General features: G+C 72.9%; 14 protein-coding genes and 1 tRNA gene. 8 read left to right on the top strand and 7 right to left on the bottom strand.

What is annotated here, in order from left to right:
- Positions 1-243: 243 nt before the first annotated feature.
- Positions 244-942 carry a helix-turn-helix transcriptional regulator gene (locus tag ACFWE1_RS08830; RefSeq protein WP_376933113.1) on the bottom strand — a complete coding sequence of 233 codons (699 nt, stop codon included), beginning with the start codon at positions 940-942 and terminating at the stop codon, positions 244-246.
- A gap of 90 nt (positions 943-1,032) precedes the next feature.
- Here ACFWE1_RS08830 and ACFWE1_RS08835 point away from each other — a divergent pair, with 90 nt between their 5' ends.
- Positions 1,033-1,773: an alpha/beta fold hydrolase gene (locus ACFWE1_RS08835; RefSeq protein WP_376933114.1), complete on the top strand. Its 741-nt coding sequence runs from the start codon at positions 1,033-1,035 to the stop codon at positions 1,771-1,773.
- On the opposite strand, the gene ACFWE1_RS08840 is transcribed toward ACFWE1_RS08835, so the two are convergent.
- A complete protein-coding gene (locus tag ACFWE1_RS08840; protein WP_189086583.1) occupies positions 1,770-2,270 on the bottom strand; it encodes a MarR family winged helix-turn-helix transcriptional regulator in 501 nt (166 codons plus the stop codon). The genes ACFWE1_RS08835 and ACFWE1_RS08840 overlap by 4 nt on opposite strands.
- Positions 2,271-2,407: 137 nt before the next feature.
- Between ACFWE1_RS08840 and ACFWE1_RS08845 the strand changes: the two genes are divergently transcribed.
- From ACFWE1_RS08845 to ACFWE1_RS08865, 5 genes are all read left to right on the top strand, one after another.
- A tRNA-Gln gene (locus ACFWE1_RS08845) sits at positions 2,408-2,479 on the top strand.
- A 1-nt stretch (position 2,480) separates the two neighbouring features.
- Complete coding sequence (glmU, locus tag ACFWE1_RS08850; protein ID WP_376933115.1) at positions 2,481-3,926, top strand: bifunctional UDP-N-acetylglucosamine diphosphorylase/glucosamine-1-phosphate N-acetyltransferase GlmU; 1,446 nt, start codon at positions 2,481-2,483, stop codon at positions 3,924-3,926.
- A gap of 32 nt (positions 3,927-3,958) precedes the next feature.
- Entirely contained in the window at positions 3,959-4,936 is a 978-nt protein-coding gene (locus ACFWE1_RS08855; protein ID WP_376933116.1) for a ribose-phosphate diphosphokinase, read from the top strand.
- Positions 4,936-6,684 carry a long-chain-fatty-acid--CoA ligase gene (locus ACFWE1_RS08860; RefSeq protein WP_376933117.1) on the top strand — a complete coding sequence of 583 codons (1,749 nt, stop codon included), beginning with the start codon at positions 4,936-4,938 and terminating at the stop codon, positions 6,682-6,684. The genes ACFWE1_RS08855 and ACFWE1_RS08860 overlap by 1 nt, the downstream gene beginning before the upstream one ends.
- A gap of 14 nt (positions 6,685-6,698) precedes the next feature.
- On the top strand, positions 6,699-7,193 hold the full coding sequence (locus tag ACFWE1_RS08865) for a hypothetical protein (RefSeq protein ID WP_376933118.1): 495 nt from the start codon (positions 6,699-6,701) through the stop codon (positions 7,191-7,193).
- Positions 7,194-7,249: 56 nt separating this feature from the next.
- Here ACFWE1_RS08865 and ACFWE1_RS08870 read toward each other — a convergent pair whose 3' ends face one another.
- From ACFWE1_RS08870 to gndA, 4 genes are all read right to left on the bottom strand, one after another.
- Positions 7,250-7,693, bottom strand: a complete 444-nt coding sequence (locus tag ACFWE1_RS08870; RefSeq protein ID WP_376933119.1) for a hypothetical protein — start codon at positions 7,691-7,693, stop codon at positions 7,250-7,252.
- A 61-nt stretch (positions 7,694-7,754) separates the two neighbouring features.
- A complete protein-coding gene (locus ACFWE1_RS08875; RefSeq protein WP_376933120.1) occupies positions 7,755-8,069 on the bottom strand; it encodes a DUF202 domain-containing protein in 315 nt (104 codons plus the stop codon).
- Positions 8,066-8,419, bottom strand: a complete 354-nt coding sequence (locus ACFWE1_RS08880) for a YidH family protein (protein WP_376933121.1) — start codon at positions 8,417-8,419, stop codon at positions 8,066-8,068. Before ACFWE1_RS08880 ends, ACFWE1_RS08875 begins: the two co-directional genes overlap by 4 nt.
- Positions 8,420-8,530: 111 nt before the next feature.
- Positions 8,531-9,943 (bottom strand): NADP-dependent phosphogluconate dehydrogenase, encoded by a 1,413-nt coding sequence (gene gndA / locus ACFWE1_RS08885; RefSeq protein WP_376933494.1) that lies wholly within the window; start codon positions 9,941-9,943, stop codon positions 8,531-8,533.
- Between the two features lie 377 nt (positions 9,944-10,320).
- Between gndA and ACFWE1_RS08890 the strand changes: the two genes are divergently transcribed.
- Together ACFWE1_RS08890 and pth are read left to right on the top strand one after the other, a co-directional pair.
- Complete coding sequence (locus ACFWE1_RS08890; protein ID WP_376933122.1) at positions 10,321-10,935, top strand: 50S ribosomal protein L25/general stress protein Ctc; 615 nt, start codon at positions 10,321-10,323, stop codon at positions 10,933-10,935.
- 133 nt (positions 10,936-11,068) lie between these two features.
- Positions 11,069-11,689, top strand: a complete 621-nt coding sequence (gene pth, locus ACFWE1_RS08895) for an aminoacyl-tRNA hydrolase (RefSeq protein ID WP_376933123.1) — start codon at positions 11,069-11,071, stop codon at positions 11,687-11,689.
- A gap of 28 nt (positions 11,690-11,717) precedes the next feature.
- Here pth and ACFWE1_RS08900 read toward each other — a convergent pair whose 3' ends face one another.
- A complete protein-coding gene (locus ACFWE1_RS08900) occupies positions 11,718-12,467 on the bottom strand; it encodes a ribonuclease H (RefSeq protein WP_376933124.1) in 750 nt (249 codons plus the stop codon).
- Between the last annotated feature and the right edge of the window lie 34 nt (positions 12,468-12,501).

Consider the following 12,501-nt stretch of genomic DNA (forward strand, 5'->3'; position numbering starts at 1 on the left):
TTGCGACCCTGCACCCGTGAACGATAAGCATCCCCAAAACGGAACTGCAGCCCATCGACGTGCCCGACGTTCAGGAACGTCGGGCACGTCATGGGGTGGATCCGAGTTGCCCGACTTTCATGAACGTCGGGCACGTCATGGGGTGGATCCGAGTTGCCCGACTTTCATGAACGTCGGGCAAGTCGGTGGGATGGCGTGGGCGGGGTGGGTGGCGGAGGTGGCGGAGGTGGGCTGGGGGCGTGGTCAGGCGAGGCGGCCGTGCACCGGCCTGGCGTGCTCCGGCGGCTCGCCGACCTCCTCGACGGTGTGGCCGGTGCAGGCGATCGCGGTGACGCTGGCCCGTTCGACGCGCGACACGGCGAACCAGCGCATCGCGTCGCGCAGCCGGCACCAGCCCACCAGATACCAGCGACCGTTCGTGGCCGCGAACAGCACGGGCTCGACGTCGCGGGTGGTCGTGGTGCCGTCCGCCGAGGTGTAGTGGATGCGGACCACCCGCTGCTCGGCCAGCCCCTCCTCGAGCGCCGAGCTGACGGCGCGCGAAGCGGGCGGGAGCGCATCGACCCAGATGCGGTTGGCGAGCTCCTCGGCCCGCGCACGGGTCCGCGGGTCGAGGACGTCGAGGATCTTGCGGATGCCGGCGGCCGCCAGGTCGGCGTACGGGGCGTCGGTTGCGGCGGAGGCCGCCGCGAGGAGCGCCACGGCCTGCGCGGGGGAGAGGGTGACCGGCGGCAGCGTGGCGTACTCGGCGAGCCCGTAGCCGCCGCCCGGGCCCGGCCGGGACCAGACCGGCGCGCCGCTGCGCTCCAGTGCGTCGAGGTCGCGCTTGACCGTGCGCACCGACACCTCGAACTCGCGGGCCAGGCGGTCGGCGGAGACGCCGCGGGCACCGCTGCGGCGCAGCATCTCGGACAGGGCGTGCAGGCGTTCGGCGCGCTTCACGGTCCCGGTCTCAGCACGGTCCGGAAGGAATCGAATTCATGTCAGAAATAGTGACACGCCGGTGTCCGTCGGGATTGGGAGGGTGGACGCATGACCACCACTGCGAATCACCCGACCATCGTCCTCGTCGCCGGCCACTGGCTGGGCGCCTGGGCGTGGGACGACGTCCTGGCCCACCTCGGAGCCGACCGCGCCCGCGCCGTCGCGCTGACGCTGCCCGGTCTCGACCGAGCCGACCCCGAGCGCGCGTCGAGGACGCTCGACGAGCAGGCGGCGGCGATCCTGGACACGATCGCGCAGCAGGGCGACCGCCCGGTCGTCCTCGTCGCCCACAGCGGGGCCAACGCGCCCGTGAGCCTCGTGCTCGACCGTCACCCCGAGCTCGTCGCCCGGGTGGTCTGGGTCGACTCCGGGCCCGTGGCCGACGGCAGCGCGTTCGCCCCCGGATTCCCGGACGAGCTCGACGAGCTGCCGCTGCCGGCGTTCGCGGAACTCGGCGAGCAGGCGAGCCTCGACGGGCTGAGCGCCGCGGACCTCGAGCGGTTCCGAGCGAGGGCCGTGCCGCAGCCCGCCCCCGTGCTCCGTCAGCCCGTCGCGCTCCGCAACGAGGCGCGGCACGGCGTCCCCACGACCCTGGTGTGCTGCTCGATCCCCGGCGAGCAGCTGCGGGAGCTGGTGCGGGCGGGGCATCCCATGTTCGCCGAGCTCGCGAAGCTCGACGGCTTCGACCTCGTCGAGCTCCCCACGGGGCACTGGCCCATGTGGAGCCGGGCGGCCGATCTCGCGGAGGTCGTCCTCGCGGAGGCGTCCAGGACGGCGGACGACGCCTAGGCGGGCTCCTCGAAGCTCACGATGAGCTTGCGCAGGAGCCCGGCGAGGCGCTTCTGCTCCGCGGGCGGCAGGCTGCCGAGCAGCTCGGCCTCCGCGTCGACGAGGCGGGTGATCGCGGCATCCACCCGGGTGAGCCCGGCCTGGCTCATCTCGACGAGGATGCCTCGGCCGTCGTGCGGGTCGGTCTGCCGGCTGACGAGCCCGCGGGCGACGAGCCGGTCGATGCGGTTCGTCATGGCGCCGCTCGAGACGAGCGTCTGCTGCAGCAGCGCCTTCGGCGAGAGGCGGTAGGGCGCACCCGCGCGGCGGAGCGCGGAGAGCACGTCGAACTCCCACGACTCGAGCTCCGAGCGGGCGAAGGCCTGCTTGCGCTCCCGGTCGAGGTGCTTCGACAGCCGGGCGACCCGGGACAGCACCTGCAGCGGTGAGAAGTCGAGGTCCGGGCGTTCCCGCTCCCAGTCGGCGACGATCCGATCCACCTCGTCCGCGTGCGTCATCCGGCCATTATCGCCCGCGGCGCGACCCCGCTCGCGCCGCGGCGCCACTGGCCGTCATGCCGCCACCCCGCTGACCGTCATGCCGCGGCGCGCGCCGTGGCAGACTTGATGGCGCGCATCGGCACGCCGCGGCGCGGTCCGCCATGGTGTAACGGCAGCACGACAGCCTTTGGAGCTGTGAGGCCCAGGTTCGAATCCTGGTGGCGGAGCATGAGCGATCAGAACCTCGCGATCATCGTCCTCGCGGCAGGACAGGGCACCCGCATGAAGTCGGCGACCCCGAAGCTGCTGCACCCGCTCGCCGGCTCGCCGGTCGTCGGGCACGTGCTGCGCACCGCGCGGGCGCTCGACGCCGCGCACGTGCTCGCCGTCGTGCGGCACGAGCGCGACCGCGTCGCCGAGACCATCGAGGCGGAGCTGCCGGGCACCACGATCGTCGACCAGGACGAGATCCCCGGCACCGGCCGCGCGGTCGAGCAGGCCGTCGCCGCGCTGCCCGCCGACTTCACCGGCGAGGTGCTCGTGCTGAACGGCGACGTGCCCCTGCTCGACGCCGACACGCTCACCGCGTTCCTCGCGCAGCACCGCGACACGGGCTCCGCGGCCTCCGTCCTCTCCGCGATCTACGACGACCCGCACGGCTACGGCCGCATCGTCCGCAGCGCCGCCGGCGCCTTCGACCGCATCGTCGAGCAGAAGGATGCGAGCGAGGTCGAGCGGGCCATCCCCGAGATCAACGCCGGCATCTACGCCTTCGGCGCCGCCGCGCTCCGCGACCAGCTCGCGAACCTCACGACCGAGAACGCCCAGGGCGAGAAGTACCTCACCGACGTCATCCAGCTGCTCCGCGAGGCAGGCAGCGAGGTCGAGGCCGTGCCCGTGTCCGAGCCGTGGCTCGTGGCGGGCATCAACGACCGCGCGCAGCTCTCCGAGACGGCGGCCCGGCTGAACGCGCTCATCGTGCGCGGCTGGCAGCTGAACGGCGTCACGATCGAGGACCCGGCCACCACCTGGATCGACCTCGCGGTGACGATCGAGGCCGACACCACCATCCGCCCCGGCACGCAGTTGAAGGGCGCGACCGCGATCGCGACCGGCGCCGTCGTGGGCCCCGACACCACCCTGGTCGACTGCGAGGTCGGCGCCGGCGCGCACGTCAAGCGCACCGACGGCACGCTCGCCGTGATCGGCGCGGGGGCCGAGGTCGGGCCGTTCGCGTACCTCCGCCCCGGCACCGTGCTGGGCGACGGCGGCAAGATCGGCACCTTCGTCGAGACGAAGAACGCCGAGATCGGCCGCGGCAGCAAGGTGCCGCACCTGAGCTACATCGGCGACACCCGCATCGGCGAGCAGTCGAACGTCGGCGCCGGTTCGATCACCGCCAACTACGACGGCGTGAACAAGCACCGCACCGAGATCGGCTCGCACGTGCGCACCGGCTCGCACGGGGTGTTCGTCGCGCCCGTTACCATTGGAGACGGCGTCTACACGGGCGCCGGAACGGTCGTCCGAAAGGACGTCCCCGCCGGAGCGCTCGCCGTGAACGTCGCACCGCAACGCAACATCGAGGGGTGGGTCACGACGCATCGTGCCGGGACCGCGGCCGCTCAGGCGGCCGAGGCCGCGGGCACGGCCGCCGCGGCCGACGCCGAGTGACACGAGGCCGGACCGGCTGAGAGGACGAACACATGTCGGGTATCGAGACCACCGGATCCAAGCGCCTCGTGCTGGTGTCGGGGCGCGCGCATCCGGAGCTCGCGGAGCAGATCGCCCACGAGCTGGGTGCCGAGCTGGTGCCGACCGATGCCCGCACCTTCGCGAACGGCGAGATCTACGCCCGCTACGACGAGAGCGTTCGGGGCTCCGACGCCTTCGTCATCCAGTCGCACACCTCGCCGATCAACGAGTGGCTCATGGAGCAGCTCATCATGGTCGATGCGCTGAAGCGGGCCTCGGCCAAGCGCATCACGGTGGTCGCCCCGTTCTACCCCTACGCGCGTCAGGACAAGAAGGGCCGCGGTCGCGAGCCGATCTCCGCCCGGCTCGTCGCCGACCTGTTCAAGACCGCCGGCGCCGACCGCATCATGTCGGTCGACCTGCACGCGGCGCAGATCCAGGGCTTCTTCGACGGCCCCGTCGACCACCTCTTCGCCATGCCGGTGCTGCTCGAGGAGTTCAAGAACTCGCTCGACCCCGCGACCCTCACGGTCGTCTCGCCCGACATGGGCCGCGTGCGCGTCGCCGACATCTGGAGCGACAAGCTCGGCGCCCCGCTCGCCATCATCCACAAGCGTCGCGACCCGCTCGTGCCCAACCAGGTCTCGGTGCACGAGATCGTCGGTGACGTGAAGGGCCGCGTCTGCCTGCTCGTCGACGACCTCATCGACACCGGCCGCACGATCGTGAAGGCGGCCGAGGCGCTCAAGGCGGCCGGCGCGATCGGCGTCGTCGTCGCCGCGACGCACGCCGTGTTCTCGAACCCGGCCGTCGAGATCCTGCAGTCCGACTTCATCGACCGCGTGGTCGTCACCGACACCCTGCCGATCTCGGCGGAGAAGCACTGGGACCGGCTCACGATCCTGCCGATCGCGCCGCTGCTCGCCCGCGCCATCCACGAGGTCTTCGAGGACGGCTCGGTCACGAGCATGTTCGACGGCGCGGCCTGATGGCCGAGCCCGGCGAGCAGGCGGCGGCCGGGCGCCCGGCGCTGCCGGGTCGGCCCTGGGTCGCGAGTTACGCCGAGGGCGTGCCCGACGACCTCCCCGCCGCCGAGGGCTCCCTCTACGACCTCATCCGGCACTCGGTCGAGACGTACCCCGAGCACGTCGCGCTCGAGTTCTTCGGGCGCGAGACGACGTACGCCGAGCTCGGTGCCGAGATCGAGCGGGCCGCCGAGGGCCTGCGCCTCCTCGGCGTGCAGAAGGGCGACCCCGTCGCGATCGTGCTGCCGAACTGCCCGCAGCACATCGTCGCGTTCTACGCCGTCCTCCGCCTCGGCGGCATCGTCGTCGAGCACAACCCGCTGTACACGCCGCGCGAGCTGCGCCACCAGTTCGAGGACCACGGGGCGCGCGTCGTCATCGCCTGGGACAAGGTCGTCGAGACCCTGCAGGCGTTCCCCGCCGACCTGAAGCTCGCGCACATCGTCTCGGTCGACCCGACCCGGGCGATGCCGTTCGGCACGCGCCTCGCGCTCCGCCTGCCGATCGCGAAGGCCCGCGAGTCCCGGGCCGCGCTCACGACGAAGGTGCGCGGCACGGTGCCGTGGCCCGAGCTGGTCGAGGCGCAGCCCATCGACGCGCACATCATCGCGCCCGAGGTCGACGACGTCGCCCTGATCCAATACACGAGCGGCACGACCGGCAGCCCGAAGGGCGCGACCCTGAGTCACGCGAACCTCATCGCGAACGCGGCGCAGTCGCGCAGCTGGGTTCCCGAGATCCCCCGGGGCAGTGCCGTCGTCTACGCCGTGCTGCCGATGTTCCACGCCTACGGGCTGACCCTCTGCCTCACCTTCGCGATGAGCATGGGCGCCCGGCTCGTGCTCTTCCCGAAGTTCGACCCCGACCTCGTGCTGAAGGTCGTGAAGCGCCGACCGCCGACGTTCCTGCCGGCCGTGCCGCCGATCTACGAGCGGCTCACCGCCGCCGCGGCCGCCGAAGGCGTGCCGCTCACCGGCATCCGCATCGCCATCTCCGGCGCCATGCCGCTCTCGCCCGCCGTCGTCGAGCCGTGGGAGGCCGCCACCGGCGGCTACCTCGTCGAGGGCTACGGGCTCTCGGAGTGCTCGCCGGTCCTGATGGCGAACCCCGTCGCGCCGAACCGCAAGGCCGGCACCGTCGGCCTGCCGCTGCCGGGCACCGAGTGCCGCGTCGTCGACCCCGAGGAGCCGACGCGCGACGTCGAGGCCGGCGCCGAGGGCGAGCTCGTCGTGCGCGGCCCGCAGGTCTTCTCCGGCTACTGGAAGAAGCCCGACGAGACCGCCGCGGTCTTCGTCGAGGACCCCGGCGGCGGCGCGCCGTGGTTCCGCACGGGCGACATCGTCTCGATCGACGACGAAGGCTTCGTGCGCATCGTCGACCGCATCAAGGAGCTCATCATCACAGGCGGCTTCAACGTCGCGCCGAGCGAGGTCGAGGAGGCGCTGCGCACGCACCCCTCGGTCGCCGACGTCGCGGTGATCGGGATGCCGGACGCGCACTCGGGCGAGCAGGTCGTCGCCGTCGTCGTGCTGAAGCCGGGTCAGCAGCTCGACGAGGCCGGCATCCGCCAGACGGCGCGCGACCAGCTGACGCCGTACAAAGTGCCCAAGCGCGTCGTCGCGGTCGACGAGCTGCCGCGCTCGCTCATCGGCAAGGTCGTCCGGCGAGAGGTGCGCACGCGCCTCATCAACGCCGAGGCGGGCCAGGGCTGACGCGGGATCGCTCGATGGGGTTCCTCGACGGCGAGACCAGAGCGGCGCTCGACGCGCTCGCGGCCCTCGACGCGGGCGAGACGCAGACGGATGCCCCGGCGGCGCTCGACCGCGTCCGCGCCGTGCGACGGCTGCTGCGCGCGCTCGAGGCCGAGCCGGCCGTGCTCGCCGCGGTGCGCGAGGCTCGCGACGGCGGGGCGGACTGGGCCGAGGTCGCGGCGGCCGCCGGGCTGAGCGAGGGCGCCGCGAAGCAGCGCTGGGCGGGCGACGACGCGGCGATCGCCGAGCGGCGCGAGGCGAGTCGCAAGCGCAAGCGCGAGCGGCCCTCGAGCCGGCCGAGCGAACTGCCCGGCCTCTCCGTCGCCGAGGCCGCGGCGAAGCTCGGCGTCACGGCGCAGGCGATCTATCTGCGGGTGAGCCGCGGTCAGCTCGCGTCGCGCACGGTGGAGCTGCCCGACGGGCGCAAGTACAAGCGGGTCTTCCCGGACGGCGACGCGCCGGAGGACTGAGCGCGAGGCGCGAGGTGCGCGGCGCGAGCTTCGCGGCGCTGCCTACGCGGCGCGAGCTACGCGGGCACCTCGTCGGGGCCGAGCACGCGGGACGGCGCGCCCGGCAGCAGGCCGAGGTTCGCGACCGGGCGGGGTTCGCCCGCGGCATCCGCGTAGCAGATCCAGCCCGCTCCGCCCGGACCGAAGAGCTCGAGCGCGACGTGCGAGCCGGCCGCGTCGCGGTCGTACGCCGAGACGATGACGGCGCAGCTGCGCGCCGCGCTCGACTGCGCGACCGAGACGGTCGAGAGCACGATGGGGGCGAGCATCGCGACGAGCGCGACGACGACGGTGAAGCGGATGACCCGGCGGCGGCGCTCCCAGCGGGACGGTCCCTCGGGCGCGGGATCGTCGTCGGCGAAGGCGAGCTCGGCGGGCACCTCGTCCCAGTCGCGCGGGCCGCGGGGGCCCGGCTCGCCGGGCTCGGCGGGGTGGCGGGGTTCGAGGTCGCGCGGGACCATGGGATCCAGTCTCGCATCCGCGGCTGGGAGCGAGGCAGCGCGCCCGCGCGGCGCCCCTCGCTCAGGGACCCGCCAACACCGAGGCGATGCCGGCTGCAGCCGCGGCGAGCGTCGCCGCCGAGACGGCGAGCATGAGCCAGGGGGCGGGCGCGTAGCGGCCCGCGCTGAGCTCGCGGCGGCGGATGCCGCCGACCGCGCCGACCGCGCCGGCCGTCACGAACAGCACCGTGCCCGTCACCACGAGCCAGGGTTCGCCCGCGACGAGCCCGGTGCGCAGCGCGAGCAGCGCGTTCACGGCGACCACGAGCGCCGTGCGCGTCCACGACAGCGCCGTGCGCTCGGGCTGCAGCCCCGGGTCGCGGATGACGGCGCTCACGGCAGGATCAGGAACACCGTGAGCACGACGGAGGTCACGAGGCACACGCCCGCGAGCACCGGCAGCGACCAGCTGAAGCGCAGCGGCCGGTCGTGCCGCATCGCGATCTCGTTGCTGCGCCAGCGGACGTACGAGAGGAGGCCGAGGCCCGCGGCGGCGACCCCGAGGCCGACCGAGAGCACCGTGACGAGCGCGCGCGGCCCGATGCCAGCGGCGAACTCGTGCAGCAGCACACCGCCGGCGATCAGGGCGAGCGCCGTGCGGATCCAGGCGAGGAAGGTGCGCTCGTTCGCGAGGGAGAAGCGGTAGTCGGGGTCCTGCCCCTCCTGCTTCCAGCGGGGTTCCGGCATGCGCGGCCTCCTCGGCGGTGTCTGCGGTGTGCGTCGCGGGTCGTCGCGAGCCTAACGGCCGCGAGCCCGGCCCGCGTGCAGCAGGGCCGGGCTCGCCGGGGCGTCATGCGATCAGTGCGACGAGGGCGTCGTCTCGATCTCGCTGCGGTCGCCCGACCAGAGGGTGTGGAACACGCCCGGCTTGTCGACGCGCTGGTAGGTGTGCGCGCCGAAGAAGTCGCGCTGACCCTGCACGAGGGCGGCGGGCAGGCGCTCGGCACGGAGCCCGTCGTAGTAGGCGAGCGAGGACGAGAACGCGGGGGCGGGGATGCCGGCCTGCGCCGCCGCCACGACCACGCGGCGCCACGCCTGCTGCGCACCGGCCACGGCGTCGCGGAAGTACGGCGCGACGACGAGGGCCACGAGCTCGGGGTCCTCGGCGTAGGCCTCGGCGATGCGGTTCAGGAAGCGGGCGCGGATGATGCAGCCGGCGCGCCAGATGCGGGCGATGTCGCCCTTCTTGACGTCCCAGCCGAACTGGGCGGCCCCCGCGATGATCTCGTCGAAGCCCTGCGAGTAGGCGATGATCTTCGAGGCGTAGAGCGCCTGGCGGACGTCCTCGATGAAGGCGTCGGCGTCGGCGACGGCCCAGCCGCCGTCGGGGCCGGGCAGCGAGGCGGCGGCCTCGCGCTGGGCGCGCTGCGAGGAGAGGCTGCGGGCGAAGACGGCCTCGGCGATGCCCGAGACGGGGACGCCGAGGTCGAGCGCGTTCTGCACGGTCCACGCGCCGGTGCCCTTCGCGCCGGCCGAGTCCAGGATGACGTCGACGAGCGGCGCGCCGGTGTCGGCGTCGACCTGGCGCAGCACCTCTGCGGTGATCTCGATGAGGTAGCTCTCGAGCTCGCCCGTGTTCCACTCGGCGAAGATGTCGGCGATCTCCGCCGGCGACTTGCCGGTGCCCTGGCGGATCAGGTCGTACGCCTCGGCGATGAGCTGCATGTCGGCGTACTCGATGCCGTTGTGCACCATCTTCACGAAGTGGCCCGCGCCGTCGGTGCCGACGTGGGTGACGCAGGGGGCGCCGTCCTCGGGGGCGCGGGCGGCGATCGTCTCGAGGATCGGCCCGAGCGTCTCGTACGACTCGGCGGTGCCGCCGGGCATGATCGAGGGGCCGTTCAGCGCGCCCTCCTCGCCGCCGGAGATGCCGGTGCCGACGAAGTGGATGCCGGTCGGGCTGATCTCGCCCTCGCGGCGGATGGTGTCGTGGAAGTTCGCGTTGCCGCCGTCGACGATGATGTCGCCGGGCTCGAAGCGGCTCACGAGCTCGGAGATGACGGCGTCGGTGCCGCGGCCGGCCTGCACCATGATGATCGCGGTGCGCGGCGTCGCGAGCGAGGCGACGAACTCGTCGTAGCTCTCGGCGGCCACGAAGCCCGCCTCGGGGTGCTCGCTCACGAGGGTGCGGGTGCGCTCGGGGGAGCGGTTGAACACCGCGACGGTGTTGCCCTCCCGGCTGGCCAGGTTTCGGGCCAGGTTCGAACCCATGACGGCGAGTCCGACGACTCCGATGTTCGCGACGGCTTCAGGCAAGGCATTCTCCTCGGAACGGGAAAGTGGGGTCTTCTCAGCGTAGTGCGCGGAGCGGGCGCGGTGTTCCGCGCGACGTCCGGCGACGCAGCGGTTCGGCGGGGAGCGGCCATCGGGTAGACTGGGCGATCGAACTTCGGCGAGGGAGGCCGCGAGCGGGCGAGAGTCGGCTCGAGGCATCCGTGATCGACGCGGTCGAATGCGACTCACGGCGATTCCTCACGCGCACCCCACGGGTGCCGCGCGTTCGAGTTGAAGAGAACAGACCCCAGATCTGGGCCGGCAGAGTGCACCACCCCGGAGCGCAGCAGCGTGAGCCCGCAAGGAGAACCATCATGGACGAAGACAACAAGGTCGAAGCGCTCGAGCGCGACTCGTTCGGCAAGGGTGCGGCGCGCAAGCTCCGCGCCGCCGGCCGCATCCCCGCCGTCGTGTACGGCCACGGCACCCAGCCGGTGCACGTGAGCCTGCCCGCCCACCAGATCGGCCTCATCGTGCGCAAGGCGAACGCCGTGCTCGACCTGCAGATCTCGGGCAAGAGCCAGCTCGCGCTCGTCAAGGACGTGCAGAAGGACCCGGTGCTGCAGATCATCGAGCACCTCGACCTCATCGTCGTGAAGAAGGGCGAGAAGGTCCAGGTCGAGGTGCCGGTGCACCTCGAGGGCGAGTCGGCTGCGGGCACCGTCGCCGACCTCGACTCGCACACCCTGACCCTCGAGGTCGAGGCGACCCACATCCCCGAGAACGTGGTCGTCTCGGTCGAGGGCCTCGAGGAGGGCACCCAGATCCACGCGAAGGACGTCACGCTGCCGAAGGGCGCCTCGCTCATCAGCGACGCCGACGCGCTCGTCGTGAACGTGCACGTGCCGCAGAAGGCCGCCGACGTCGAAGAGACCGCCGAGGGCGAGGAGGCCGCCGAGGCCCCCGCCGAGGAGGCGGCCGCGGAGTAAGCTCCGAGCCACGCACGAGGGCCCGCCCGATCCCCGGATCGCGGCGGGCCCTCGTCGTTCCGGCCGGGAGGTGGTCGTCCGGTACGCTCGGACATCGGGCCGATCGGCCCGATGGACCTGATCGGAGCGCGGCATGGCGTGGTTCCGGCGGCGCGGACGAGAGGATCCCGAGGTGGCGCAGCACACCTGGCTGGTGGTCGGCCTCGGCAACCCCGGCGCGCAGTACGCGGGCAATCGGCACAACGTGGGCCAGATGGTGCTCGACGAGCTCGCCGGACGGCTGGGTACGGCGTTCAAGAGCCACAAGACGCCCTCGCGCGTCGCCGAGGGCTTCCTGCGCCCCGGCGGGCCCAAGCTCGTGCTCGCGAAGCCGAACAGCTACATGAACACCTCGGGCGGCCCGGTCTCGGCGCTCACGAAGTTCTACGACGTCCCCGCCGAGCGGCTCATCGTCGTGCACGACGAGCTCGATCTGCCGTTCGACACGGTGCGGCTCAAGCAGGGCGGCGGCCACGGCGGACACAACGGGCTGCGCGACATCTCGAAGGCGCTCGGCGCCGACTACCTGCGCGTGCGCGTCGGCATCGGCCGGCCGCCCGGCCGGCAGGACCCGGCCGACTTCGTGCTCAAGGACTTCTCCGGCACCGAGCGGCAGAGCCTGCCGAACCTGCTCGCCGACGCGGCCGACGCGGTCGAGGCCATCGCCGACGACGGCCTCCTCGCCGCCCAGCAGCGCTTCCACTCGCCGAGCTGAGCTGCGCTGCGCTGAGCCGCGTCGCGCGCTAGATCAGCCCGCGCAGGAACTCCTCGGGGCTGATCCCCGCCGCCCGCGCGCGCTCGAGGAGCCTCGCGTGCTCGTCGGCGGTGAGCTCGAGCGTCATCGCCAGCCAGTCGGACGCCGGGTCGTCGAAGTCGAAGAGGGTGGCGTCGGCGGGGGAGCGGTCGTCGTGCGGCGAGGGCATCTCCTCCTCGACGGACTCGACGGACTCGACGGTCTCGGCCGCCTCGACGGCACCGCTCGGCTCGGCCGGCGCGAGCACCGGGACGGCCGCCGCGGCATCCGCCTCGCACGCCCCCGACCAGCCGGGACCGGCCGGTACGGTGGAGCCGCGCCGGTACGCCTCGGCGACCGCGCGGGCGCGCGCGTCGGCGGCCTCGTTGAGCGCATGGCCGGCGTGGCCCTTCACCCACTCGAAGCGGTAGCGGCGGCCGGCGATCGCCTCGTCGATCTGCTGCAGGAGCTCGACGTTCAGCACGGGCTTGCCGTCGGACTTGCGCCAGCCCTTGCGCTTCCAGTTCGGCATCCACTTCGTCACCGAGTTGATGACGTACTGGCTGTCGCACTTGACGAGGAGCTCCTCGTCGAGGTGCGCCGTCGCGCGGAACAGCTCGAGCACGGCGGTCAGCTCGCCCTGATTGTTGGTGGCGTGCGCCCAGCCGCCCGCCGCCCAGCAGTCGTCGGCGACGTACCAGGCCCAGCCCGCCGGGCCGGGGTTGCCGAGGGCGGAGCCGTCTGCGGCGGCGATGATCATGCGTGGGGTCCTTCCGTCGGGCCGCGCCAATCGT

It is taken from the genome of Agromyces sp. NPDC060279 (assembly GCF_042726785.1).
Classification (GTDB): domain Bacteria; phylum Actinomycetota; class Actinomycetes; order Actinomycetales; family Microbacteriaceae; genus Agromyces.